We start from the raw sequence: 25,664 nt of genomic DNA, 5'->3' as shown, positions 1-25,664 counted from the left end.
AGTAACAAGTACGCTGTTAAGAAGATGTTAAGGTAGTTAAATTCAATGAGATATTAGGACATATCCACAACCTAAACGATGACACATCCTAATTTAAACCTGTGCGAAAGAGCGTGCCAACGACAACAAAGGCGACAGAAAATAAAGTGACCAATATGATATTGATTGAAAATCCTTTCAGGGTCTGAATAGACAATCTGGGTATTCGATAGAAACGAGCGTGCAGGGCAACCAAAACAGTCATTAGCAATAATAGTAATTTGAGACTAATAAGAATACTAAAATCATTATCAAGTTTAAACCATGCAGCAATGTTGGGTAATAGCTGGTAGGCCATCCAAAGTCCAGTGATTATTTGCAGCACCAAAGCTGGCATCCCAACCCTCTCAAACAGCTGCTCAAACTGCATCAGACCATCAATATTTCGGGATGATAGCGCTTTTGGTAAGACCACCAAGGTCAAAATCAGATGACCACCTGTCCAGACAGTAGAGCCTAACAAGTGTAGTATGAGTATAGATAACAATCCTTAAATGCCACTGACATAGGGCTTTATGTCGATTAACTGAGGTACTTAATCATGAAACGCGCCGCACAATTACAACCATTATCTCGTCAACATCATCTAGGTCTAAATCTATCTCGCCATGCTAAAGAGTGTGCTGATGAACCTAACGCAATTGCCGAGCATTGGCTAAATATCACGTCTTATATTAACGAGATGCAACAGCATTTTCAGATTGAAGACAATCTAATGGCTCATGCCTTACAGCCTCATAGCAGCTCCAAACCTGAGGTGGCATCGATACTAAATACACTTGATGCGCAGCACAAGTCCCTGCATGCACTCATGGCAGAGGTTCAAGATTTGCCGCAATCTCAAAGCAATCACGTCACCGTTGGACAAGTCAAAGAACTCGCCACCTTGCTATACGATCATATTCGTTTTGAAGAACGAGAATTGTTTCCTATCGTTGAGCGCTATCTGACAACAGAAGAATTAGAGGCTATTTATGATGCCAGTCCAGACAGTATCAAACGCTCCGATGAGAACCGCTAGAGCACGTTTTTATCAAAATTTTTTTAATCTATAGCGAGATATCCTGCGTCAGAAAAATACTGTTGTCCAGCAGGCGAGCGCAAATAGTTTGAAAAATCTGTCGCGGCAGTAGTCTCACTAATCACCAACCCGTCTTGCAAAATAGGGGGATAAGTGTCTGGCGCTAACGTATAGAACTGCTCAGGCGTGGCTTTAATCGCTGTCAGTTGTGATTGAGCGACAAAGCCATAATCGACATTACCAGTGTGCGCATATTGAAACGCTTGCCCGATATTTTCAGCTTGAATAATGCGACTTTGCTCAGTGAGCGTGTCAAAGATATTTTGCGTTTGTAGATAGGCTTGTGCCGACTTGCCATAAGGAGCAAGTTCTGGATTGGCAATGGTGATTTTGCTATCAGACTCCGACATTAATAATGCATTTAAAGTAGTAGTATTGAGTCCTTTAAGGGATTTGTTAACACTATAAAGTGCCAGCTGACCTTGGGTATAAGTAAAGGGCTCGTGGGTTGCTTCGTCAGCAGATTTTGCGTTATCTAGTTTTTCTTTGGCAAGCTTGGCAGGAAATTCTTGATTGGCGGATAAAAATATATCGTAAGGTGCGCCAGAGGTAATCTGCGCATATAACTTACCTGAAGAGGCATAAGTCACGTCAATCGCTTGTGCAGGCAAATTCTTATCCATTTTATAACCCGCAATAATCTCAGGCAATACATCTGATAAGTTGGCAGCCGCTGCGATGCGCAGTGTTTGACTTTGCTCAGTGGCATTGTTGGCGTCCGATTGAACAAGCTCAGCGGTTTGCTCTTTGCTACAAGCGGTGAGCGTTAACGCTAAGCAAGCTGATGATATTGTTATTAGTTTAATCATTATTATAAAACCTTCTTATTATTGCTCTCCAGTGTCGCTCACTGTTATTGCTAAAGGTTAGCTATCGCTTTGAGTAGTCATTTGAAGCGCATTATTACCCATTATTACTAAGCCATTTAGAGGAATCATCTTGGTAATATTCTTGCTTCCAAACCGGAATGTCGGCTTTAATAGTATCCAATATCCAGCGACAAGCATCAAAGGCAGGATAGCGATGGGCAGAAACCACGCCAACCCAAATAGCGACATCACCAATCTCTAATGCACCGATACGATGAATGGCAATGGCATGGGTAATCTCAAAGCGCTTTTTGGCTTCTTCGATAATGGCGCGACCTTGATTGATGGCAAGATCTTCGTAGCCATAATAGGTCAAACGATTGACGCTACTGGCATTATTATGATTGCGTACCCGTCCTTCAAAGCAGACAAACGCGCCGCAACTGTCATTATCAAGGGTGCTTTTAAGCCGATTTTCATCAATATCGGTATCTAACAGCGCAAAACCATCACGTTCAGCGATGAGGTACGCCTCATCAATGGTACGTTTAATGCTCATCGATTGACCGTGTACATTGTCTGTCATATACCTTTTCTCTTATTGTTTTTAAGATTCTTAGTGATGCAAATGATAGTGTGGTTTTAACCGCCAGCCACTGGGGTGATAAAAACCACACTATCACCCTCATAAATCTCATCTGTCCACTTGGCAAAATAGTCATTGACAGCCACGCGTAGCTCCGACTGCGGACGACTGAAGCGATGTTTTTGGCGTAGTTGTTCGTACAGTTCGGTCAATGAAGTCGACTGAGGCACAGTGATTGTTTCTTCATGACAATCGGCTTCATCAGCTAAGCTAGCGAAATATAAGACGTTAATATTCATCGTGGTGTCTAGCTTAGAATTTGTATTGCTTTCTACTAAAGTGCTCATAGAAATCTCCATTATTTATTCATTACTAAGCTTTTTGTAAATGATATGCATAAAGCCAATTTAAGCATGTTGATAGTCGGACTTACCGCCCGTTTTTTTCATTAAATGAATATTATCAATCACAATGTCATGCGAGATGGCTTTGGTCATGTCATAAATGGTCAAGCAAGCGACACTGACGGCGGTTAATGCTTCCATTTCTACCCCAGTTTTATGAGTAACTTTAACCGTGGCAGTCACAGTAATGCTATGGTTTGCATCATCGTATGCAAAGCTTAAGCTGATTTTATCTAAGGGCAAAGGATGGCAAAGTGGAATCAAGTCGTGGGTGCGTTTGGCTGCCATGATACCGGCAATATGAGCAGTCTGAGTGATGCTACCTTTTTTGGTCATGCCGTCAGCGGCTTTGATTTGCGTATAAATGTCTGCAGGAAAAACCACTTGTCCGAAAGCACAAGCTTCTCTGGTGCTCGCTGTTTTGCCACTCACATCGACCATGGTGATATCACCGTCGCTGTCTAAATGGGACAAGCCAGATTGATTGTTTTTATTATTGTTGTTCACTTGGTCGCTATTCATTTTTCATTTCTCTCAAATGGTCAGTTTTTCTAAAAGCTAGTTTCACTCCATAAACCTTTTTATAAGTCGTTTAGTTTATAAGTCATTTAAAGCTAAACAGGCATGCTCAAAATCTTTAGGCGTATTGAAATTGGTTAGATACTGCCAGTCTTTTGCGAAAGGGACGGGCTGCACAATTGGCTGAATAAACTTCATTACTTGCCGCTGTCCATCGTCAATATAATCCTTTAAATCAGGCTCAATACTTAAACGATATAAACCTAACAAGGGGTATAGGTGATGTTCATCGGAGAGACAAATGACAGCTTTATCAGGATTTTTCGTCATATAATGTTGCAGTTTTTGCCATAAATCGCTGATAGGAATCAAGCTATCACAGCTAATGACCAGCAGCCAAGATTGCTGCCAGTTTGCCTCTTTCGTTAATGGGGTTGAACTTGCCAAACTCTTTAATGATTGCAGCGCTGCTTCAATCGCTACCAACGCGCCACCTGTTTCAATCGGCTTATCATCATTGCTTGACAGAATCTTGTTAGAAAGACTGTTAGCAGATAGATAATCATTAATATGAAAGACTGGCGATTGTGGGTTTTTCTTAAGCAAATCTGGATTGATGCTAAAACCACGTCCATTATCCGCAATCATAATAGGTAGATCGCTCATCATCGCCGCACTTAATTCAAGCGCTTGTCTAACATGATAATCAAGCAAACACTCGCCTGTCGGGAGTATCAACTCAGCTTTTGGCGATCCCATACGTTTGGATGCGCCGCCCGCCAAAATAACGATACCTGCTAAATGATTGAATCCATCTGCTTTGATTAAGCTATCCGCAACTTCAATCATCAATTAATCATGACCTGGATTGGTGCGCATAAAATGTGGGACAAAATTACAAGGACGCGTGCGGCTATCAAGCTGCTCTTGTAAGATACCTTCCCACGCAGTGCGGCAAGCGCCTGATGAGCCGGGTAAGCAAAAAATACCGGTGCCATTTGCCATGCCAGCCACAGCACGAGATTGGATGGTAGACATGCCGATATCGTCTTTTGAGATTAAGCGGAACATCTCACCAAAACCATCGACCGATTTATCAAATAATACGCTGACCGCCTCTGGCATACTGTCGCGGATATAAAAGCCAGTACCGCCAGTGGTAATAATAGCGTGCACATCTGGGTCGGCAATCCAGCCACTGATAACGGCTCTGATTTTATAAATATCATCAATAATCAGTTGACGATCGGCAAGTTGGTGTCCTGCTGTGGTCAGCTGGTCAACCAAATATTGCCCTGAGGTATCCTCTGCAAGAGTACGACTGTCAGAAACCGTTAAGATGGCGATATTAAGCGGGGTAAAGGGTGCTTGCAGCTTACTCATGAATAATCCTTAATAAATACGCTTGTTATGGAAATAAAAGTTTTTATTATTAATAAGTTAACCACCAATCATCGACAAATTATTCATCATGCCGCTGTTTGATTCGTGAAGGTGATGATGCTCAGGTTTAATCGGCATAAAGCTGTGCAGGGTATTAACGAGTCCTGTGACATCATCGTGTGCTAGATGCTGACGAATATCGTAGTTACCTTGGTCAAACAAGCACAAATGCACCTTGCCTTGACTGCTAACCCGTAAGCGATTGCAGCTGTCACAAAAATGGGCAGCGTAAGGGGCAATCATGCCGATGCGCCCCTGATAATCAGGATGGCTATATTCTATCGCTGGACCATCATTGCTGCCACGTATATGAGTTTGCCAGCCATTTGTTAGTAAATAATTGGTAATAATATCGGACTGTGCATGCTGCGCAAAAAATAAATCGCTATTATCACTGGTCTGCATAAATTCAATAAAGCGATAAGTGACCGCTCTGTTTTTGATGTATTTGATGGCATTCATCAAATTTTCAAAGGCGGTTTCAGCCATTAAAATACTGTTTATTTTTAGCTTAATATCTGTGGTCGCAAGCAAAGTATCCATGTCAGCCAAGAGCTGCGGCAACATATCAAAGCCAGTCATTTTATGGAAGGTTGCGGCATCAAAGCTGTCCATACTGATATTAAGCTGATTCAGCCCAGCGGCTTGCCAGCTGGGCAAGTGCTTACCAAGTTTATACCCATTACTGGTCATGGCAACGGTTTCAATGCCTTCGGTGTTTTTGATGGTTTTAATAATTTCTACCACATCACGGCGTATAGAGGGTTCACCGCCCGTAATCCTGACTTTTTTAGTGCCAACTTCGGCAAATCCGCGGACTAAGGTAGCAATTTCAGTAACGCTAAGCTCGTTTTGTGGTGGTTTGCCTTGATAGCCATCTGGCAGACAATATTCACAGCGAAAATTACAGAAATCAGTAATCGATAGACGCAAATAGGTGAGACGTCGTGCGAAACCATCGGTTAATGGTTGAGAGAGCGTGACCGGAAAATACGTCGACGTGCTAGCAGCTTTCGATGATGAGTCACCATCAAAAATAACGGGTGCAGCGGCAGGCGAATACAATTGCGCATTACCTAGGGTAGGGGCAAGATGGTTCATAGATGATTACCATTAATATTAAGTATAGTGTGTACTTTTAGGCGTTGCCTCAGGTTGTGAGTGGGAAGTTCTATTTAAACACGATTATGACAGCTTGCTAGCAAATAACCATTCACCGTAAGTGACCCAAAAACTACCACTAAAGTAGTAGATGCTACTTGGTTGTGATTTTTAAAATCAACATACGCCCCAAGCAGTTTCTCATGATTCATGGCTAATCAACAGTATAAGAATGATTAACTGTGTAACGCTTTATACCATTGATTCGCCATGCAGCTTTTTAGCTATACCGTTATTAATGATTCAATAATTTGGCTGTTGTTTAGCTATTATTCAGCGATGCAACCAAGGGAAAGGCTGCACTTTTACGGTTTCACCAGCGGCTACATTGCCAGAATCTTGTGCTAGTACAATGAAGCAGTTGGCATGGCTTAGTTGTTTGATACGGTGTGATTGTTGCTTAGTAAAGCTTTCAACTTGGAAATCACCAAGTTCGTTTTGGGACAATATGCCTCTTTGAAAATCCATCCGTCCCGCTGATTTTTTGACATCATTTTTAAGCGTTGCAGTGAGACTTAATTGCATGGGTCGCTCTTGTGGCGCAGCGCCTACCATTTGCCACAAGGCTGGGATCACAAATTGTAGGCTACCAACGATGGTCGATAAGGGATTGCCGGGCAAGCCAAAATATAGCACTGGCTTGGCAAGATTTTTAGTCAGCTCGCCAAAGACAAATGGCTTACCGGGTTTCATCGCCACTTTATAGTGGTTAATCTGCCCAAGCTGCTCAATAACCGTGGTTAAAAAATCATAGTCGCCGACCGATACGCCAGCGGTAGAGATAAGGACGTCGCACTCTTGCATGGCTTGGGTTACGGCGGTGGTGGTTTTATCCAGATCATCAGGGATAATGCCATAATCACGAATAGTCACCGGCAAATCAGCGAGTAAGCTTTTTAGGGTAGGCGTGTTCGAGTTATAGATTTGCGCCAAACTGGTCAGCTCATTGCCAATGGCAACCAGTTCATCACCTGTTGCGAGTACACCAACGGTTAAAGGCTGATAGACCGTCACTTGACCAAAGCCCAAATTAGCCAATAAGCTAATATCAGCAGGATTTAGGCGTTTACCTGTTAATAAAACCGCTTCACCAGCTTCAATTTCTTCGCCTTGTTTACGGATATTGTCATCATGCTTAGCGTCTTGACTGAGGGTAATAGCATAAGGCTGCGATTTATCAATGCGGTCTTTTATGGCGGCAAAGTTGGTATTTTCTTGCATGATGACCGTATCACAGCTATCAGGAACGACAGCACCGGTAAAGATACGCACCCCTTGTCCTGCTGAAATGTCGCCACTATAAGGACTGCCCGCTTGTGATTCACCCACGATATCAATCGTGCTGTCTGCTGAGAGTATGCTGTCTTTAGCGATCGCATAACCATCCATCGCCGATAGATTTTGTCTTGGTATGGCAAAAGGCGAGACAATATCTTCTGCCAATATATGATGACGGCTGTCTAATAAATCGTAGCTTTCGACCACTCTTTTGTGTAGCGGATAGTCGTTAGTATTATAAGCTTCTATGCGCTGCTGTATTTCAGAGATAAGTCCTGCAACCGTAATCATAAACGTCTACTCATTTTATTAATATTGAACTGTGTTATTGATATTGAACGACACATAGCATAAAAAGTGTGCTGTATCACAAGAACCTTTATACCATAGCAGCTACTTTATAACATAAGAATTAAGTGACCGACAGTGGACTGCTTAGCCGCGGAATATATTCTCTTGCTCAAGCGTCATCTCGATACCTTGGATATCAGCCTCATGCGCTAAGGTAAACAAGTAATCGCATAATGATTGGTGAAAGGCTTGTTGGCTCAATTTGTTATGGATCGCAGGGCTGACTTGCTCATAAGTCATCTGTATCCCAGATTCTTTATTGAGCACCTCAACGATGTGAAAACCGTAACGGCTTTCGATAGGGCTTGGCGCAAGTCCTTTATCGAGCTTAAATAATACACCTTCAAATTCTGGTACGGTTTGACCTTTGCTAATCACACCCAGTTCGCCGCCTTGCTCTTTTGAAGGGCAAGCCGAATGCTGGCGTGCTAAATGGATAAATTCTGCATCAGGATTGGCGTTATTTTTGATTTGTTCGATAAACTCGTACGCGGTCTTTTTGAGCTTTAAGCGCTCATCACCATCTTCAGGCGGGCATGCCAATAAAATATGGCGTACGGTCATAATGGGGTCAGTCTTAAAGTCAGTCATATTCTGCTTATAATAGCGCTCACAAGTTGCCATATCTGGCATCGTTGCTTGAACGTTTTTGTCTATTAAAGTAGAGATAGCTTGCTCTTCGTCGTTTTCCCATGCTGCTTCACCAAGGCTTGGCTCATCTAAAACTGCCAATCTCAGTAATTCGCGCACAACCAGCGCTTGCGTCGCTAAAAAGACGGCGTCTTCTTTGTTTTCTGCTGGATGATATTGCAGCTCTTGAGCGATATTCGTTCTATCTATCATCACCCCATTGACCGTCACTGAAGGCAGCTCATCACGGCTAGAGGCAATCAGGTTTTTATGGTTGCTGCGCTCTTCCGCCATCGCTTTTTCGATGAACTCTTGGTCAGAATGCGGTTTTTGCAAATCAGACAAGGTTGGCATTACTCTAAGAATATCATCACCGCGACCAGTAGGAGTGTGATCGGCATGACTGTGATTATCATTATCATGGCTGTGATGATTACCACTGTGCACATGAGCGTTTTGGTTGGTCGCATGGTCGGCTGGATTGTAGGTACTGACAGTCATGGCTTTGCTCCACTAAGGATTCTGGTAATAGAAATTCTAAAATATAGGGCGTGTTGATTTATCGTTAAAGGTAGGGTAAAGAGCAGTATCTAGGTGAGGATAGGGTTAAAAATGCCGTTCCATTTAGATACTGCTCTACTGCTCTACAGCTTTACTGAGAGTTCTTTTGTCTGACAATTTGATAGCGACGCCCGAAATACCAAATTGGCGCACTAATGATATGAATAAGCCGTGTAAACGGAAATATCGCAATCAGGGTGATGCCGAGCGCCATATGCAGCTGATAAATTAAGTCAGTTTGCTCAATGCGCGCTGCTGCCTGCAAAGGTCTTAAGATTGTGATGTCCTGTGCCCATCCTGCCAAATTCATCATGGTATAGCCATCTAAATGCTTCACTGACGTAAAGATGGACAGCAGACCTAAGTTCAGCTGGATAAATAACAGCATCAGTACCAGCTTGTCTGAGAACGATGAGGTGTTTGAGATACGGTCATCGGTAAAGCGTCGCCACATGAGCATGACCAAGCCAAACCAACAAAACACGCCTGCGATACCCCCAACGACCACCGCTAATATCTGCTTATGTCCGGCGCTGATAAATCTGTCATAAAGAAAATGCGGCGTCAACATGCCAAATAAATGACCCAGCAAGACCACGATAATGCCAACGTGGAATAAGTTGCTGGCAAGGCGCATGTTTTTGCTTCTGAGCATTTGCGTCGAGCCTGTCTTCCATGAATACTGAGATAAATCAAAACGTACCCAAGAACCAATAATAGCGATGGTCAATGCCACATACGGATAAACGCCAAAAAGGAAAATTTGTAGCCAGTTTAGGTTGGCTAAAGACTGCACACTAGGATCTGCGATATTCATGTCCTTTCTCCTTATTATGATTTAACCGGTTGGTTGGTTTTAAAATCTACCCAGTGCACTGGAGCATCGACCGCATTTGTAGCAGAGGCATTTTTTATACCAGCTTTTGCTGCAAGATTTTGGGTACTTGTTTGTGACGGGCAGCGCTCTTCTTGTTGCGCATCCAAAAACGTCACCACTTCTTCTTCCCATTCTTTATCTAATGCCTCAAAGCTGTCATCACGCTTTTCTTTACTGATTTTTTCTTGGTACTCTTCAACGATATCGAGCGGTTTACCAGCGATTTGCAATAGCGCATTAAAGCAGCCTTTATACAAGCTACCGCGACCTTCTAATCTGGCGGCAAGCAAAGCGAGGATATGGCTAACATCAGCGATATCCATACGAATTTGAATATCGTCTTCGATAATGGTTGCTTGATACGCTAAAAATTCAAGATACAAAGGCAGATAATCAGGCAGCTCTTTGACACTAATCTCAAAGCCTGCTTCTTGATACTGACCCATCAAATCGACCATCGCTTGACCACGGTCGCGCGACTCGCCATGTACATGCTCAAACAACCATAGTGATAAAGAACGCCCGCGCTCAAACAGACCGTCATAACGCGCTTGCGCCTCAAGAGAGCCGGTATCGATTAAATCTTCAATCAAGTCGATGATTTGCGTGCGTACTTCTGGACTAATCAGTGTTGATTTGGCGACAATTTCGGTGCAATCGGCAAGCGTATCGCCTAAAAACAGCTCATTGCTTGGATAGTCGATAAGTAAGCTTAAGACCTTGAGTAGCTTCAAGTCGGAGTTACCGATAGTTGGTGACTCCATTGATGAAGTAATTGGCTCATGCACTGAAGTGCTGTTATTAAGTTGAGTAGTTTGCATCTTATGACTCCCACTTTTGGACAGTATCGATGAAATCGCGGCGATTGGTTTTGCGTTGTCCAAACATGCTATTGTCCGAATGTCCTGAACAGCCTTCGCCAAAGGTGAATCCGCAACCATTGCGTTCAGCAAAAGCGTCACTCAATGCTTCTTCACGATGCGCCGTTGGAATTACAAAGCGATCTTCGTAGTTGGCGATAGCCAAGTAGCGGTACATCTCTTCCACTTGCAGCTTGGTCAAACCCACATCATCCAAGATACTTTGGACTTCTTGTTTTTCAACCAATTGCATACGCTTGTAGCTACGCATAGCAAGTAGGCGCTTCAATGCTAGACGAACTGGCTCTTCATCGCCTGCGGTAAGCATGTTTGCTAAATAACGCAAAGGAATACGTAAGCTGTCGACATCTGGAATGAGACCATCCATACCGACTTTGCCTGCTTCAGCAGCATTTTGAATCGGTGATAATGGCGGTACATACCAAACCATCGGTAGCGTGCGGTATTCAGGGTGTAGCGGTAGCGCAAGCTTCCAATCCATCGCTAGCTTATAAACTGGTGAGCGCTGCGCTGAATCAATGACCGATTGCGGTACACCGTCTTTTAATGCTTGGGCGATAACAGCAGTGTCATTTTGATCTAAAAATACGTCTAACTGTGCTTGATAAAGGTCTTGCTCGTTAGGTGTGCTTGCTGCTTCAGCGATTTTGTCAGCATCATAAAGCAAGACGCCCAAGTAGCGGATACGACCAACACAGGTTTCTGAACAAACGGTCGGCAAGCCGGCTTCAATACGTGGATAACAGAAGATGCATTTTTCAGATTTCCCCGACTTCCAGTTGTAGTAAATCTTTTTATACGGGCAGCCTGAGATACACATGCGCCAGCCGCGACATTTTTCTTGGTCAATCAAGACAATGCCGTCTTCTTCACGCTTATAAATCGCGCCACTTGGGCATGATGCGACGCAAGTTGGGTTCAAGCAATGCTCGCACAGACGTGGCAAATACATCATAAAGGTGTTTTCGTACTCGCCATAAATTTCCGCTTGAATATTGTCAAAGTTCTTATCTTTGCGACGTTTTTCAAACTCTGAGCCGAGGATTTCTTCCCAGTTAGGACCCCATTCAATCTTTTGCATACGCTTGCCAGTGATGGCTGAGCGCGGGCGGGCGATAGGTTGATGGTTGCTGATAGGCGCAGTATGTAAATGTTGATAATCGAAATCAAACGGCTCGTAATAGTCATCAATCTCAGGCAGGTTAGGGTTAGCAAAGATATTGGCGAGTACTCTGAATTTACCGCCGATACGCGGATTGATAGTGCCATTGGCATTGCGTATCCAACCGCCTTTCCATTTGGTTTGATTTTCCCACTCTTTGGGGTAGCCGATACCGGGTTTTGATTCAACGTTGTTAAACCACGCATACTCCATACCTTCACGGCTGGTCCAGACGTTTTTACAGGTGACTGAGCAGGTGTGACAACCGATACATTTATCAAGGTTAAGCACCATGCCGACTTGCGAACGAATTTTCATGGATCTGTGCTCCAAATAATAGTAAAAAAGCAGCTTTATGTTCTTTCTAGATATCCTGAAATCAGGATATCTTTTCGATAGAAGAAACAGCTTTACCCTTCAATGCTGGTTGGTAATGGGCGCGGTAATTCGTTATCTGGCTTATCTTCTAGCCAGTCGATTTTTGACATTTTACGAATCACGACAAATTCATCACGGTTACAACCAACGGTGCCATAGTAGTTAAAGCCATAAGACTGCTGGGCGTAGCTGCCAATCATATGTGTCGGTTTCAAAATCGTCCGAGTGACCGAGTTATGGATACCGCCACGCGTGCCTGTTTGCTCAGAGCCTGGAATGTTAACCAATTTCTCTTGGGCGTGATACATCATGGTCATGCCTTCTTTCACCCTTTGGCTGACGATGGCACGGGCAGTGATGGCCCCATTAGCATTGAACAGCTCAATCCAGTCGTTATCGACGATGCCGGCTTTTTGCGCATCGACTTCTGACATCCAGACACAAGGTCCACCGCGACTTAGGGTCAGCATCAGCAAGTTTTCAGAGTAGGTACTGTGGATGCCCCATTTTTGGTGCGGTGTTAAGAAGTTCAGTACAATCTCTTTATTGCCATTTGGCTTAGCGTCTTTGAGCAGCTCAGTGGTCTTGGTATCGATAGGTGGACGATACTGCTGCATTTGCTCACCAAACGCCTGCATCCAAGGATGGTCTTGATAAAACTGCTGGCGACCAGTAATCGTACGCCATGGAATCAGCTCATGGACGTTGGTATAACCCGCGTTATAACTGACCTGATCCGACTCAATACCTGACCAAGTCGGGCTTGAGATGATTTTGCGTGGTTGGGCGACGATATCTTTAAAGCGGATTTTTTCGTGCTCGCTAGATTTGGCAAGGTGAGTATGGTCGCGACCGGTGAACTCAGAGAGTGCAGCCCAGCCTTTTACCGCCACATGACCATTGGTTTCAGGTGCGAGCATCAAAATCATTTCAGAAGCATTGATAGCGGTGTTAAGACTTGGTCGACCTTCAGAAATACCGGCATCAGTCACTCTATGATTTAAATCACCGAGCTGTTTGACTTCGGTTTTCATATCCCAGTTCAAGCCTTTTGAGCCGATGCCTAGTTTTTCTAAGGCAGGACCCATAGAAGTGAACTTTTTATTAGTGCTCGGATAGTCACGCTCAACCACTTTAATCATCGGGCAGTTTTTACCCGGTACAGGTTTTTCGCCCGCTGTTTTCCAGTCAGTGCCACCAAATGGTTGTGCCAACTCACCTGGGGTGTCATGTTGCATTGGCAAGGTGACAACGTCAGTTTCAACACCTAAATGACCTTTTGATACTTCAGAGAAGCTCTTGGCAATGCCTTTATAAATTTCCCAATCGGTCTTAGATTCCCACGCAGGGTCAGTCGCGGCGGTTAATGGGGGAATAAATGGATGCATGTCTGAAGTATTCATGTCATCTTTTTCGTACCACGTTGCAGTCGGTAGTACGATGTCAGAATACAAACAGGTAGAAGACATACGGAAATCTAGGGTGACAACCAAGTCTAATTTACCAGTCGGGCCTTTTTCCACCCAATCGACTTCTTTTGGTTGCAGGTGACCTTCTGCATTTTCTTTATTGAGCAATCCATTTTTGGTGCCCAAGAAATAATGCAGCATATATTCGTGACCTTTACCTGATGAGCCCAATAGGTTTGAGCGCCAGATAAACATGTTGCGCGGGAAGTTGGCTGGGTTATCAGGTGATTCACAAGCAAAGCGTAAGCTGCCATCTTCTAGAGAATCGACCACATATTCTTCCACGCCTTTGCCGCTTTCTTTGGCTTTAGCAGCGATGGTCAGTGGATTGCGGTTTAATTGCGGCGCTGAAGGCAACCAGCCTGCGCGTTCTGCTTGAATGTTGTAATCAAGCATATGCTCAGGGAAAAACTTTTTATCGACGAGAGGCGAGAGTATCTCATGGGCAGAAATCGTCTCATGACGCCACTGTGAGCTGTGATTGTAGAAGAAGCTCGTGCCGTTCATATGACGCGGTGGACGATGCCAATCAAGCGCAAAGGCCAATGGCAACCAGCCCGTTTGAGGGCGCAGTTTTTCTTGACCAACATAATGTGCCCAGCCGCCGCCAGATTTACCGATACAGCCACATAGCATGAGCATGTTAATCACGCCGCGATAGTTCATGTCTAGGTGATACCAGTGGTTCATACCCGCGCCGATGATAATCATCGATTTACCATGAGTCTTATGGGCATTCTCTGCGAACTCACGCGCGACTTGAATGACGCGCTCACGGCTCAAACCGGTGATGACTTCTTGCCAAGCAGGCGTGCCCGGTACGGTTGCATCGTCATAGTCATCAGTGACATGCTCGCCGCCAACACCATTATCCACCCCAAGGTTGGCAACGGTTAGATCAAAGACGGTCGCAACGATAGCGGTGCTGCCATCGGCAAGGGTAATTGTTTTACAAGGAACGGTTTTTTGCTGTATTGCTTCGCCCGGTACTGAGGTGAAATGCGGATGATCCACATGACCAAAGTAATCAAAGCCGACTTTGCAAGTCTCATTACTGTCTTTCAAAGTCAATGTTAGGTCAATTTCTGCGCCTGTCGTACCATTTTTTTGCTCAAGGTTCCATTTGCCTTTTTCGCCCCAACGATAACCAATCGAGCCGAGTGGAGAAACCAGCTTGCCATTACTATTTAGACCGATGGTTTTCCATTCAGGATTGTTTTCTTGACCTAAATTATCGATTAAGTCAGAAGCGCGTAGATAGCGACCAGCACGGCGTGCGCCTTCTGCACCTTCTAGCATCACAAGGACTGGTAAATCGGTATAGCGTTTGGCGTAATCTAAGAAATAGTCACTTGGCTGCTTAAGATAAAACTCTTTGATAATGACATGACAGAATGCTTGCGCAACAGCCGCATCAGTACCTTGTTTTGGGTTTAGCCATAAGTCAGTTAACTTAGAAACCTCAGCATAGTCAGGGGTGATAGAGACGGTTTTGGTGCCTTTATAACGGACTTCGGTAAAGAAATGCGCGTCTGGTGTACGCGTTTGCGGAACGTTTGAACCCCATGCAATAATATAATCAGAGTTGTACCAATCGGCTGATTCTGGCACGTCAGTCTGCTCGCCCCAAACCATTGGCGACGCTGGTGGCAGGTCACAATACCAGTCATAGAAGGACAAGCAAACACCGCCGATAAGTGATAAATAGCGACTACCTGCCGCGTAACTGACCATCGACATCGCAGGAATCGGAGAGAAACCAACGATACGGTCAGGACCAAAAGTTTTGGCGGTATAGACATTACTAGCGGCGATGATTTCATTAACTTCCGCCCACGTTGAGCGAATAAAACCGCCTAAACCGCGCTTGGATTTATACTGTTCTGCTTTGATAGGGTCTTGGACAATGCTGCCCCACGCATCGACTGGATCAGGATAATGCGCTTTGGCTTCACGCCATAATTTTAGAAGCGGCTTACGTACTTTAGGATATTTCACACGGTTCGCTGAGTACATGTACCAGCTATAACTTGCGCCACGAGGACAGCCACGCGGTTCGTGGTTCGGTAAGTCTGGACGGGTTTCAGGATAGTCAGTTTGCTGCGTCTCCCATGTGACCAAGCCGTTTTTTACGTAAATTTTCCATGAGCAAGAGCCCGTACAGTTGACCCCATGCGTTGAACGCACGACTTTGTCATACTGCCAACGGCTACGATACACATTCTCCCAGTCACGAGACTCATCGCGCGTCTCACCATGCCCATCGGAGAATTCGCCCTTTTTACGTTTAAAAAAACGGAATTGGTCGAGTAAATGGCTCATTTCGCTATCCTCTGTATTATTGCCTATGGGGTATCTAAAGCTGAATGGCGTGGTAAAAACAACCCTTTGCCCAAGCTGTAAATGTTTTTCGATGGTATTATTTTAAGTAAGCCATCGCCCTCTTGCTATCCGCTAACATGAGCAGAGCACTACCACCTTAGTAGTAGCGGTAAATGATAAAATTTGCTTAAAAAATCGTTAAGTATTTATAAGTTGGGCTTATTTATAAGCAAAATATGGATTGGTAAAAATAAAAAAAGTGCTACTTACGCTGGCAAGTAGCACTATAAAGAGAGATGTTTTTAATTTAAAAATCTGTTTTTAGAGGATGATTTATACAAGGCTGCTTTAGCAAGGAATCTCAGCATTAGGGCGACTGTAATACCACCATGTCAACACTATACAGAGAATATAAAAGACAATTAAAGCGATAAAAGTACCATCAACACCCAGCCCTGAACCAAACATTTTTGGGACAAAGAATGCGCCATAGGCTGCTATCGCTGACGTGAAGCCAACCACTGCTGCTGATTCTTTACGTATCTCGACAAACAACTCCTCTGTACCTGCTTTTTGAGGTTCAAGGCGTTCATGAAAGGTTCTGAAGATAACGGGAATCATGGTAAAGGTAGAGCCGTTACCGATACCCGTGGTAATAAACAGCACCATAAAGGAGATGAAGTATCCGACAAAGCTGCCCTCATGAGTCTCGCTAGGGAGGAAATACATCACCGCCACTACCGCCAATACCATCACAATATAATTCCAACAAGTCACTTTTGCGCCACTGGTTTTATCAGATATCCAGCCACCTAAGGGGCGAAATAGCGCACCAACTAAAGGACCTAAGAAAGCAAACTTAAGCGCATCAATGGCAGGAAATGAGTTTTTAATCAGCATCGGAAACGCGGCGGAAAAACCAATGAAGGAGCCAAAGGTTGCCATATATAGGATACACATGATCCAGTTATGTTTGCGTTTAAAGATGACGGATTGGTCTTTAAAGGAAGCTTTAGCAGTGGCAATATCGTTCATGCCAAACCATGCCAGTGCTGAAAATAGCAGAATAAAGGGTACCCAAATAAAGCCTGCATTTTGTAGATAAAACAGCTGACCGCTTGCAGAGACTTGTGGGTCGCCGCCTAAGCTACCAAAGGCTGCTACCAATATAATCATCGGTACAACGAACTGCATCACCGACACGCCAAGGTTACCCAAACCCGCGTTTAGCCCAAGAGCAGTGCCCTGTTCTGCTTTTGGAAAGAAGAACGAGATATTGGACATGGAGGAGGCAAAGTTACCACCACCGAAGCCACAAAGTAGGGCAATGATGGCAAATATCATAAATGGCGTATCAGGGTTCTGAACCGCAAAGCCCATCCATAATGCTGGAATTAATAGGGATAAGGTAGATATTGCTGTCCAACGTCGCCCACCAAAGATAGGCACCATAAAAGAATAAAAAATTCGCAGCGTTGCCCCTGATAGTCCGGGTAACGCTGCGAGCCAAAACAACTGTCCATCATCAAAATCAAAACCAATCTCTGGCAGACGGACGATGACGGCACTCCATACCATCCATACTGCAAATGCCAATAGCAACGATGGAATGGATATCCATAAATTTCTACGAGCGACTTTTTTGCCGCCTCCTTCCCAAAACTCTTCTACTTCAGGTCGCCAGTCAGTGATGAGCTTACCACCTTTGAAGTTGTAATTATTGCCCATGTTATTCCTCACTTAGTATCAGCTATGCCTAGTTATATTCAGTATTTTTTATCATCAAATGGCTGTCTAAACTTACAATAAACCGTAGCGCTTACTCTTGTTAATATTGATGACAAAGAGCCGCCGTATTGGCTTATGAGCGCTATGAATTACTTGCTCTTTCAAAAAATGATAACTCACGGTACTGTGTTATCCCGATGAAGAGTATTCATACATAGTGGTATACTGATGACTAAAAGGGGTATATTACGGGCAGGTTTATCACTAAGGTTTTGCTTGTCGATGGACGGATAAGTATGCTGTAGTATTTTTTATGCTGTGTATTTTTTGCCTTTGCGACGTTCAATTTTAAGATATCAAATCTTTTGTGCAGAAAGTGTTCGATGGGAGCGCTATTAATCATGTCTAATCTACGACGGCAGTCTTTGTTCCTTCATACTTGGATTGCTATTACGATCATTGCTACTTTGTTTTTGATGTCAGCAATAGGCAGTGGTGCGCTCGCTTGGGTAGCAAAGTCTGATGCTGAGGCGATTAATACCGCAGGCTCGATACGCATGGCAACGTATCGCATTAGCTTTCAGCTCGCGACTGACTTTGCGGATAACCATCCCTTTAGCTCAAGCCTAAATATCAAACAAGATGGCTTAGCTAGTGACAATACGCCGCAGGTAGAAAAGCAAGACAGACTGGATTTCTCCAATAAAAGTGAGTCTGAAAAAATAGACATACTGGTTGAAGACATGGAGAGTCGTCTCAACAAATTACAAGCGTATCAACTGACCAGTGCCAACAGAGATAAGGTCATCAGTGATCAATGGAGCCAGATAAAATCACAATGGTTTCGTGATTTAAAACCAGCATTGTTGGCACAAGACAAGCAAGGTTTTTATAGTGATTCAACCAAGTATATTGACGATGTTAATCGTTTTGTTGGCGCGTTACAGGATCGAAATGAGCAGCGTCAGACATGGCAGCAAAACCTACAAATACTCTCACTGATACTGAGCATGATTATCATGCTGATAGGCGTACGGAGATTACAGAACTCAGTGCTAACGCCTATTCAACAACTCATTAAAGCCAATCGGGCGTTTAAAGAAGGCAAATATGATACGAGAGTGTCTATCAGCGGTTATAGAGAATTTGAAGCGCTTGGCAATTCTTTTAACGGTATGGCCAGTACCATTGAGAGGTATCAGCGCTCACTTGAGAGTGAGGTACAGACAAAGACTCAGCATCTGGTAAAAGCCAACCAAGCCTTATCATTGTTTTATGATTTCTCAAAGCAATTGACCAGTAGTCCTGTGAGCTTACATCGGCTTGATGAATTGATTACTGGCTTTGGGTGTATATTCCCATATTTAGATTTTACGCTGTGTATTCAAAGCAATATTCTAACCAATAAAAACTCTATAGCCCTGCACGATGATAGGATGAAGGAGCTATGTACCAAACTCACTTGTGACAGCTGCTCTATTAAAGAAGACGTTTATACCAAAACGTTTCCGATTATTCATCAAGATATAGAGTTTGGTGAGCTAAAGGTCAGACCAAAATCTGTCTTAATGACCAATAAAGCTTATGCAGAAGATAAGAAAAAAAGCGAGGAAGATTCAACACGTATCAAGGTAGTAGAGGTAGATAGTAGTTATTTGATTGCTAAAAACAATGAATTGATCGTTGTGCTGACCAATCTCGTCAGCACCGCCTTATCGCTACGCAGACAAAGGCAGCAAGACCATCAGCTTATTCTACTTGAAGAGCGCTCGACCATTGCTAGGGAATTGCATGACTCTTTAGCACAGTCATTGTCTTATCTAAAAATACAAGTCAGCGTGCTCGAAAAACATCTGCAACTGTCTACTGATAAAGACAGTGGGCTGGTGGTATTTGATGAGCAAAGTCAAATCAAGGTTGGGCAGCATATCAGTCAAATAAAAATGGGTCTGAACTCTGCTTATCATGAGCTGCGAGACTTATTGACGACTTTTCGCTTGACGATTGATAGCGGCAATTTTGATGAAGCTTTGTATGAGGCGGCTGATGAGTTTGCTGTAAAAGGGCAGTTTGACATAAAGGTCAACAATCAAATCCTATCCTTGAATCTAACGGCAACCGAACAAGTGCATCTCATTCAAATTATAAGGGAGGCGCTGTCGAATATCAGTCGCCATGCCCACGCTAACAGCGTCACTATCGATTTGGTTTATGATGATGAAAGTAATTATGTAGCGATGATGGTCAATGATGACGGCGTTGGCATATCAGGGACTGTCAATCAGACCCAGCATCATGGTCTAATGATTATGAAAGAGCGTGCCTATAAATTAGGCGGTGATTTGATCATATCTAATAATGTACCCGCAGGTACCAGTGTCATCGTCAGGTTTGTACCCAGTTTCTTTACGGATTATATGGCTGAGCAAAACTAAATGAATTGGCCTAGTAAACGCTCTTAACCACTGCATTGTATTTTTTGTAGCATTTTTCAATTTGTGAGTATTTTATGACTACTAAGGTTTATACGTCTGCTTCTCCTGCTCGTCTATTATTGGTTGATGATCATCCTATGCTGCGCCGCGGTGTCGCAGAACTGCTCAGTCTCGAAAGTGATGTCACCGTCGTTGGTGAGGCGAATAACGGACAAGAAGCGTTGGATTTTTTGGCAAACAATCCAGTTGATCTGGTCATTCTAGATCATAAAATGCCAGTGTTGACTGGTATCGAAACCTTAAGAGAAATCAAAGCCAGAAATATTGACGTGGCTACCTTGCTATTTACAGTTTCTGACAGCGGAGAAGACGTACAAGAAGCATTGAAATTAGGGGTGGATGGTTATTTGCTAAAAGACATGGAGCCTGAGTTAATCATCGTCGATATTAGAAAAGTGTTGCGCGGTGAGCTGGTTATTAGTCTCAATTTGGCCTCAATCTTGGCACAAACGTTACGTACACCAAGCATTGAAGATATCGCTGGCAATCTCACCACTAGAGAGTTGCAATTGATTCAAATGATTGCGGAAGGCTTAAGTAATAAAATGATCGCCAACAAACTGGATATTGCAGAATCCACAGTAAAAGTGCATGTTAAGCATATTTTGAACAAAACTGGACTACGTACACGGGTAGAGGCAGCAGTATGGACTGTGAATCATTTATCAAAGTAGTCGTTTGTCAAAATGGTTATTTATCAAAGTAGTTGTTTTTTTAAAATATTACTTTTTAAAATCGCTACTTTTTGAAAGCTTTACTTTTTATAAAAAATTATGGGTCATCTGAATAATCCCTATGACATGTCTAGATAGCTCTCTATATCAGTCAAAAAAAGCCACCGAGCAGTGATGCTGGGTGGCTTTTTTATTTTATAAGCTAATCAAATTAGCCTTCTTCAGCGGCAATTTGACGATCGACCGAGGACATTTTGTATTCGTCACCAAAGGCATCTTCAGGCTCTTTTAACCAGAAGAAACAAAGTACCCAAGCAATAAATGCACCTATCGCAATGATAAAAAAGAACTGATTTGGTTCGACCAAGGTAAATATAAATAGGTAGAACACAGCGCCCACGTTGCCATAAGCCCCCGCCATACCAGAAATTTGACCCGTTAAGCGTCGCTTAATTGAGGGGATAATACCAAAAGTTGCACCTTCTGCCCCTTGCACAAAGACTGAGCATAGAATCGTAAAGACGACCGCGATAAACAATGGCCACTCTGCATTCAGCAATCCCATCAATCCAAAGCCGATACCGATACCGAACATGTATACCAACATCACCAAGCGACGATTGCCAACCTTGTCAGAGATATAGCCGCCAAGTGGTCGCGCCCATAAGTTAACAAAAGCAAAGGTCGATGCGACTAACCCTGCGACGGTAGGGTCGAGCTTCCACGTTGCGGCAAAGAACATCGGTAGCATAGAGACGACCGCCAGCTCTGCGCCAAAGTTAGCAAAGTAGGTGACATTTAGGGCGGCAACAGAGGTAAAGGGGTATTTGTCATCCTCAGGGATACCCGCTTTGAGCATGGGTACATTGACACTGATGGCTTTGTAAATTTGATAAATAACCACCACAGCGATGAGAGTATAAAACCCCCAAGCGCCTGTTTCGCTCAGGAATCCCATGTTTTTGGTACGATAAACCAATACACCTAATACGCCATATAAAGGAATAATAAATAGGCAATATAATAATAGATCCCTCCAACTCGATACCTCTAAAGCACCCGCCTTACGTGCTTTTTTATGGGTATCTTGTGTAGGACCATCGGTGATTAAAAACCAGTAGGCTACCCCGTAAGCGGCCATCAGTAAGCCAGATAATGCAATTGCCCAGCGCCAACCGTCATCACCACCAAAGAACTGTAGCGCAACCGTTGGAATGGTAATCGCTGCGGCAGCTGAACCAAAATTACCCCAGCCGGCATAAAATCCTTCGGCAAAGCCAATGTCTTTTGGCTTAAACCAAAGGGCGGTCATGTGAATGCCAACGACGAACCCTGCGCCCACGATAGACATAAATAGGCGAGCGACGAACAGCTGCATCGCGGAATTACCAAACGCGAAGAACCATGTCGGTATCGCCATGACGACCATCAGTATGGAAAACACGCGACGCGGACCGAAGCGATCCAATGCCATGCCGACTACCACTCGCCCTGGAATGGTCAAAGCAACGTTGGCAATGAGAAATAATTTGATGTGTTCAGAAGTTAAGTAGCTTTCGGCCTCTAGCATAGAAGTGGCTAGTGGCGCCATATTGAACCAGACGTAAAAGGTCAGAAAAAAAGCAATCCACGTATAGTGAAGCGCTCTTATATCACGGCGTTCAACCTCAAGTAGCTCTTTTGCATGCATGACAAGTATTCTCCACCGTCGAACTGGATAGTTTAGATGGAGTTAATGTAGCAATAAGTAAGCTCGCTAACCATTAGGCGAAAGCAGTATGAATGTCATTTCACATACTACTTAATGGGGATTAAAAAGTGGCTTTAATATCCTATATATTGATGGTTAACTAAGATGATATGAGGATAGCAATACATTTAAAAATATGATGCGCTATAGTAATAATAACCATTACTGTGCGTGCTTTTCTTGTTTATTAATAGAATTTTATTCACAAGTACGCTGTTAATAAAAAGGATTGGGATACACCCATCAAATTAGCCAAGGAGTTACCATGAGTGATACTGTCGCCTCAAACCCCGTCATACCCAGCCATTGGAAAATAAAGCGTTCGACCCACTTTTTTACTAAAGATAAAGTCCCAAAAGCCTTGCTGACTCATCACAATACAGCAGAGGGCGTATACGGCCAAATTTGTGTCATGCAAGGCACGGTTACCTTTTACGGCTTTGCTGATGAAGCCGCCACTGAACCTGAAAAAACAATTGTTATTAAAGCAGGGCAGTTCGCGGTCAGTCCGCCTCAATATTGGCACCGCGTAGAATTAAGTGATGATGCCCAATTCAATATTAATTTTTGGACAGAAGCGGATACTGGTAATAAGTCGCTGTTCAATAGCTCAAAGATACACAGCAAGCCTATCGAAAAGTTATTTGATCAGTCGGATGAATCATAAGGGCTATATATATGAATCAGCTATTAAAAACATCCTATTCATAAGCAAAAAAATAAGGCCACGAATGGCCTTATTGTATTAAGAGTTTTGATAGTAAGGATAGTTATTATAGCCAATTTCGGTGCCACCATACATCGTGATAGGATCTGCCTCGTTGAGTGGCCAATGATTGGCGATGCGCTCAGGTAAATCGGGATTAGCAATAAAGGGACGACCAAAAGCAAATAAGTCGCCATAACCTTTAGCTAGCATATGAACCGATTTTTCCGTCGTGTATTTACCCGCATAGATAATACGTCCTGAAAACTCCGCTCTGACCGCTTGATAAAAAGTCTCTGGTAAATCAGGGGCATTGTCCCAGTCAGCTTCTGCAATCGATAAATAAGCGATACCCGCTTGTTCAAGTACTTTAATCGCTTCCATACACGTATGATGTGGATCTGATTCCACTAGCCCTAAATACACGCGAGTTTCATCTGTGCTAGCAAACAGCGGTGCAAAACGTACGCCTAAGCGATCAGCGCCAACCACCTCACTGACGGCAGCCACGATTTCTTTTAAGAAACGCAAGCGATTGGTCAATGAACCGCCATATTGATCATCACGTGTGTTGCTATGCTCAGAGATGAACTGATTCACCAAATAGCCATTGGCACAATGCAGCTCGACGCCATCAAAACCTGCCTCCAATGCATTGCGCGCGGCTGCCGCATACATAGCGACCAGTTCACTAACTTCATCAGTACTGAGTGCGCGTGGCTCACTAGGATCGGCTAACGCGCCTGCACCTGGTGCTGTTTCGATAAATACTTTTACATTGTCAGCAGTGATAGCTGATGGTGCAATTGGCTGAGCGCCTTGTGGTTGTAAGCTGGTATGAGACACGCGACCCACATGCCAAAGCTGAGCGAAAATGATACCACCTGCTGCGTGTACCGATTCAGTGACCTTTTTCCAGCCTTCGATTTGGGCATGCGAATGTATGCCTGGCGTCCACGCATAACCTTGACCCCTTGGCTCAATTTGCGTGCCTTCAGTGACCATAAAACCTGCAGAGGCGCGCTGTGTATAGTAGCTTGCCATTAATTCATTAGGAATATTGTCCGGTTGCGTGCTGCGAGAGCGTGTCAACGGTGGCATGACAATACGGTTTTTTAACGTATATGGTCCAAGTGTGACAGATGCAAATAATGGGCTGGTATCGATATTAGATGGTTCCATAAAACTCTCTTTTAAAACAAATAGATTGGGTTATTGTTTAAACCATTGAGCTTGTTTTGATGCTTTATTACTGCGTAAGTAAGGTTGGCAAGCATAGAGTTTTATGGATACAATCGGAAACAGGATTTTGTTGTTTAAGATACAATTATAAATGGTACATATTATGAATGGAATTAACCGACTTGATATCAAGCAGTTGCGAGTGCTACATGCGTTGCTTGATCTAAAAAATCTCTCACAAGTCGCGCGCAAAATGGGGCTGACACAGCAGGCAATCAGCGAACAATTACGTAAGCTGCGTGATTTGTTTGATGATCGTTTGTTTATTCGTCAAGGCAATAGCATGGTGGCAACCCCCAAAGCGCTATCGATGCAGCAACCCATTAGTCGTATATTAGAGCAGTTAGAAGCACTGTTAGAGCCAGATATGTTTTCGCCGCAGACTTATAAAGGCGTATTTACGATTAGCGCGACCGACTATGCGACGCAGGCATTATTACCGCAGTTGTTTCATATAACACGCCGCGACGCGCCTGATTTGAAGTTAATCGTACGTGATTTTGCCTCAGACAATATCAATCAGCTTATTGCGGCAGGCGAGCTTGATCTGCTGATTACTTTCCCAGAATTTATCCCTGATAACTTGGCTTATGTGACGCTGCTTGAAGAACAACATTTTTGCATTACTGGTTGCGATAATAGTTTTACAACAGAGCCGCTGTCACTGGCGCAAATTGCTGCACACTCGCAGCTGGTGGTGTCACCTTCACGCGCTAACTTACGTGGTTCTCATGATCAGTGGTTTGCAGAAAAAGGTCTTAAACGAAACATTGTTATGTCCGTTCCTAGCTTTTCTGCAGTGCCAGATATCCTCTATACAACCGATATGATTGCATTTTATCCCTCGCGTTTATTGCCAAACAGTCGGGTTAAAGAGCTCAAAGTGGAAGCCCTGCCACCCACATTTAAGGTGATAGCAGCATGGCATCCACGTACCAGTCACAGTGGTATACACCGTTGGCGGATTGAGCAGTTACAGCAGTTATCCAAGTCTGACTAGAGCATGTCCTCATTTCTATCTTCGTTTTTAAAATGAGAGCAGGCCCTAGAGCGTTATCGTTTTTATTTTTCGTCATTAGTTGTACTAAAGCCCTTTTTATCAAAGCTGCTTTTATCAA

The 25,664-nt window shown here is 43.7% G+C and carries 22 protein-coding genes; 5 read left to right on the top strand and 17 right to left on the bottom strand.

Annotation, left to right across the window (positions count from 1 at the left end; genetic code table 11):
* Window positions 1-88 precede the first annotated feature (88 nt).
* Window positions 89-526, bottom strand: coding sequence for a CopD family protein (locus tag JMV76_RS10515; RefSeq protein ID WP_201502646.1), 438 nt, complete (start codon window positions 524-526; stop codon window positions 89-91).
* 54 nt (window positions 527-580) lie between these two features.
* Here JMV76_RS10515 and JMV76_RS10510 point away from each other — a divergent pair, with 54 nt between their 5' ends.
* Entirely contained in the window at window positions 581-1,060 is a 480-nt protein-coding gene (locus tag JMV76_RS10510; RefSeq protein ID WP_201502645.1) for a hemerythrin domain-containing protein, read from the top strand.
* 23 nt (window positions 1,061-1,083) lie between these two features.
* On the opposite strand, the gene modA is transcribed toward JMV76_RS10510, so the two are convergent.
* The 14 genes from modA to JMV76_RS10440 form a co-directional block, all read right to left on the bottom strand.
* The gene (gene modA, locus JMV76_RS10505; RefSeq protein ID WP_201502644.1) at window positions 1,084-1,929 is read right to left on the bottom strand and encodes a molybdate ABC transporter substrate-binding protein; all 846 of its coding nucleotides are present in this window, start codon (window positions 1,927-1,929) and stop codon (window positions 1,084-1,086) included.
* A 94-nt stretch (window positions 1,930-2,023) separates the two neighbouring features.
* Window positions 2,024-2,515, bottom strand: coding sequence for a molybdenum cofactor biosynthesis protein MoaE (locus JMV76_RS10500; RefSeq protein WP_109589626.1), 492 nt, complete (start codon window positions 2,513-2,515; stop codon window positions 2,024-2,026).
* A 56-nt stretch (window positions 2,516-2,571) separates the two neighbouring features.
* On the bottom strand, window positions 2,572-2,862 hold the full coding sequence (locus tag JMV76_RS10495) for a MoaD/ThiS family protein (RefSeq protein ID WP_045455098.1): 291 nt from the start codon (window positions 2,860-2,862) through the stop codon (window positions 2,572-2,574).
* Window positions 2,863-2,922: 60 nt separating this feature from the next.
* Window positions 2,923-3,441 (bottom strand): cyclic pyranopterin monophosphate synthase MoaC, encoded by a 519-nt coding sequence (gene moaC, locus JMV76_RS10490; RefSeq protein ID WP_201502643.1) that lies wholly within the window; start codon window positions 3,439-3,441, stop codon window positions 2,923-2,925.
* Window positions 3,442-3,516: 75 nt separating this feature from the next.
* Window positions 3,517-4,287: a molybdenum cofactor guanylyltransferase gene (gene mobA, locus JMV76_RS10485; protein WP_201502642.1), complete on the bottom strand. Its 771-nt coding sequence runs from the start codon at window positions 4,285-4,287 to the stop codon at window positions 3,517-3,519.
* A 3-nt stretch (window positions 4,288-4,290) separates the two neighbouring features.
* Window positions 4,291-4,821: a molybdenum cofactor biosynthesis protein B gene (gene moaB / locus JMV76_RS10480; RefSeq protein WP_201502641.1), complete on the bottom strand. Its 531-nt coding sequence runs from the start codon at window positions 4,819-4,821 to the stop codon at window positions 4,291-4,293.
* 57 nt (window positions 4,822-4,878) lie between these two features.
* On the bottom strand, window positions 4,879-5,982 hold the full coding sequence (moaA, locus tag JMV76_RS10475; RefSeq protein ID WP_201502640.1) for a GTP 3',8-cyclase MoaA: 1,104 nt from the start codon (window positions 5,980-5,982) through the stop codon (window positions 4,879-4,881).
* A 333-nt stretch (window positions 5,983-6,315) separates the two neighbouring features.
* Window positions 6,316-7,611, bottom strand: a complete 1,296-nt coding sequence (locus JMV76_RS10470; RefSeq protein ID WP_201502639.1) for a molybdopterin molybdotransferase MoeA — start codon at window positions 7,609-7,611, stop codon at window positions 6,316-6,318.
* A 144-nt stretch (window positions 7,612-7,755) separates the two neighbouring features.
* On the bottom strand, window positions 7,756-8,655 hold the full coding sequence (locus JMV76_RS10465) for a peptidylprolyl isomerase (protein ID WP_374190059.1): 900 nt from the start codon (window positions 8,653-8,655) through the stop codon (window positions 7,756-7,758).
* A gap of 298 nt (window positions 8,656-8,953) precedes the next feature.
* Complete coding sequence (gene narI / locus JMV76_RS10460; RefSeq protein WP_201502637.1) at window positions 8,954-9,679, bottom strand: respiratory nitrate reductase subunit gamma; 726 nt, start codon at window positions 9,677-9,679, stop codon at window positions 8,954-8,956.
* 14 nt (window positions 9,680-9,693) lie between these two features.
* Window positions 9,694-10,503 carry a nitrate reductase molybdenum cofactor assembly chaperone gene (gene narJ / locus JMV76_RS10455; protein WP_227690332.1) on the bottom strand — a complete coding sequence of 270 codons (810 nt, stop codon included), beginning with the start codon at window positions 10,501-10,503 and terminating at the stop codon, window positions 9,694-9,696.
* 58 nt (window positions 10,504-10,561) lie between these two features.
* Entirely contained in the window at window positions 10,562-12,100 is a 1,539-nt protein-coding gene (gene narH / locus JMV76_RS10450) for a nitrate reductase subunit beta (protein ID WP_201502635.1), read from the bottom strand.
* Between the two features lie 92 nt (window positions 12,101-12,192).
* On the bottom strand, window positions 12,193-15,951 hold the full coding sequence (locus JMV76_RS10445; RefSeq protein WP_201502634.1) for a nitrate reductase subunit alpha: 3,759 nt from the start codon (window positions 15,949-15,951) through the stop codon (window positions 12,193-12,195).
* Window positions 15,952-16,299: 348 nt separating this feature from the next.
* Window positions 16,300-17,679 (bottom strand): NarK family nitrate/nitrite MFS transporter, encoded by a 1,380-nt coding sequence (locus JMV76_RS10440; protein WP_201502633.1) that lies wholly within the window; start codon window positions 17,677-17,679, stop codon window positions 16,300-16,302.
* Between the two features lie 401 nt (window positions 17,680-18,080).
* Here JMV76_RS10440 and JMV76_RS10435 point away from each other — a divergent pair, with 401 nt between their 5' ends.
* Together JMV76_RS10435 and JMV76_RS10430 are read left to right on the top strand one after the other, a co-directional pair.
* Entirely contained in the window at window positions 18,081-20,114 is a 2,034-nt protein-coding gene (locus tag JMV76_RS10435; RefSeq protein ID WP_227690308.1) for a histidine kinase, read from the top strand.
* Between the two features lie 74 nt (window positions 20,115-20,188).
* The gene (locus tag JMV76_RS10430) at window positions 20,189-20,848 is read left to right on the top strand and encodes a response regulator (protein ID WP_201502631.1); all 660 of its coding nucleotides are present in this window, start codon (window positions 20,189-20,191) and stop codon (window positions 20,846-20,848) included.
* Between the two features lie 211 nt (window positions 20,849-21,059).
* On the opposite strand, the gene JMV76_RS10425 is transcribed toward JMV76_RS10430, so the two are convergent.
* On the bottom strand, window positions 21,060-22,538 hold the full coding sequence (locus tag JMV76_RS10425; RefSeq protein WP_060491594.1) for an MFS transporter: 1,479 nt from the start codon (window positions 22,536-22,538) through the stop codon (window positions 21,060-21,062).
* A 325-nt stretch (window positions 22,539-22,863) separates the two neighbouring features.
* On the opposite strand from JMV76_RS10425, the gene JMV76_RS10420 reads away from it, so the two are divergent.
* On the top strand, window positions 22,864-23,265 hold the full coding sequence (locus JMV76_RS10420) for a DUF1971 domain-containing protein (protein ID WP_193008691.1): 402 nt from the start codon (window positions 22,864-22,866) through the stop codon (window positions 23,263-23,265).
* Window positions 23,266-23,343: 78 nt separating this feature from the next.
* Here the strand turns inward: JMV76_RS10420 and JMV76_RS10415 are convergent, their stop codons facing one another.
* Window positions 23,344-24,471 (bottom strand): alkene reductase, encoded by a 1,128-nt coding sequence (locus tag JMV76_RS10415; protein ID WP_265090298.1) that lies wholly within the window; start codon window positions 24,469-24,471, stop codon window positions 23,344-23,346.
* Between the two features lie 178 nt (window positions 24,472-24,649).
* Between JMV76_RS10415 and JMV76_RS10410 the strand changes: the two genes are divergently transcribed.
* On the top strand, window positions 24,650-25,546 hold the full coding sequence (locus JMV76_RS10410; protein WP_201502629.1) for a LysR family transcriptional regulator: 897 nt from the start codon (window positions 24,650-24,652) through the stop codon (window positions 25,544-25,546).
* Window positions 25,547-25,664: the final 118 nt, after the last annotated feature.

Origin of the sequence: Psychrobacter cibarius, assembly GCF_904845955.1 — a bacterium.
Lineage (GTDB): Bacteria > Pseudomonadota > Gammaproteobacteria > Pseudomonadales > Moraxellaceae > Psychrobacter > Psychrobacter cibarius_B.
This window is presented reverse-complemented; position numbering and strand designations above follow the sequence as displayed.

Coding starts and splice junctions, on each gene's coding strand:
- JMV76_RS10510 (WP_201502645.1), top strand. CDS start 581: ATGAAACGCGCCGCACAATTACAACCATTATCTCGTCAACATCATCTA.
- modA (WP_201502644.1), bottom strand. CDS start 1,929: ATGATTAAACTAATAACAATATCATCAGCTTGCTTAGCGTTAACGCTC.
- JMV76_RS10500 (WP_109589626.1), bottom strand. CDS start 2,515: ATGACAGACAATGTACACGGTCAATCGATGAGCATTAAACGTACCATT.
- JMV76_RS10495 (WP_045455098.1), bottom strand. CDS start 2,862: ATGAGCACTTTAGTAGAAAGCAATACAAATTCTAAGCTAGACACCACG.
- moaC (WP_201502643.1), bottom strand. CDS start 3,441: ATGAATAGCGACCAAGTGAACAACAATAATAAAAACAATCAATCTGGC.
- mobA (WP_201502642.1), bottom strand. CDS start 4,287: ATGATTGAAGTTGCGGATAGCTTAATCAAAGCAGATGGATTCAATCAT.
- moaB (WP_201502641.1), bottom strand. CDS start 4,821: ATGAGTAAGCTGCAAGCACCCTTTACCCCGCTTAATATCGCCATCTTA.
- moaA (WP_201502640.1), bottom strand. CDS start 5,982: ATGAACCATCTTGCCCCTACCCTAGGTAATGCGCAATTGTATTCGCCT.
- JMV76_RS10470 (WP_201502639.1), bottom strand. CDS start 7,611: ATGATTACGGTTGCAGGACTTATCTCTGAAATACAGCAGCGCATAGAA.
- JMV76_RS10465 (WP_374190059.1), bottom strand. CDS start 8,655: ATGCCAACCTTGTCTGATTTGCAAAAACCGCATTCTGACCAAGAGTTC.
- narI (WP_201502637.1), bottom strand. CDS start 9,679: ATGAATATCGCAGATCCTAGTGTGCAGTCTTTAGCCAACCTAAACTGG.
- narJ (WP_227690332.1), bottom strand. CDS start 10,503: ATGGAGTCACCAACTATCGGTAACTCCGACTTGAAGCTACTCAAGGTC.
- narH (WP_201502635.1), bottom strand. CDS start 12,100: ATGAAAATTCGTTCGCAAGTCGGCATGGTGCTTAACCTTGATAAATGT.
- JMV76_RS10445 (WP_201502634.1), bottom strand. CDS start 15,951: ATGAGCCATTTACTCGACCAATTCCGTTTTTTTAAACGTAAAAAGGGC.
- JMV76_RS10440 (WP_201502633.1), bottom strand. CDS start 17,679: ATGGGCAATAATTACAACTTCAAAGGTGGTAAGCTCATCACTGACTGG.
- JMV76_RS10435 (WP_227690308.1), top strand. CDS start 18,081: ATGTCTAATCTACGACGGCAGTCTTTGTTCCTTCATACTTGGATTGCT.
- JMV76_RS10430 (WP_201502631.1), top strand. CDS start 20,189: ATGACTACTAAGGTTTATACGTCTGCTTCTCCTGCTCGTCTATTATTG.
- JMV76_RS10425 (WP_060491594.1), bottom strand. CDS start 22,538: ATGCATGCAAAAGAGCTACTTGAGGTTGAACGCCGTGATATAAGAGCG.
- JMV76_RS10420 (WP_193008691.1), top strand. CDS start 22,864: ATGAGTGATACTGTCGCCTCAAACCCCGTCATACCCAGCCATTGGAAA.
- JMV76_RS10410 (WP_201502629.1), top strand. CDS start 24,650: ATGAATGGAATTAACCGACTTGATATCAAGCAGTTGCGAGTGCTACAT.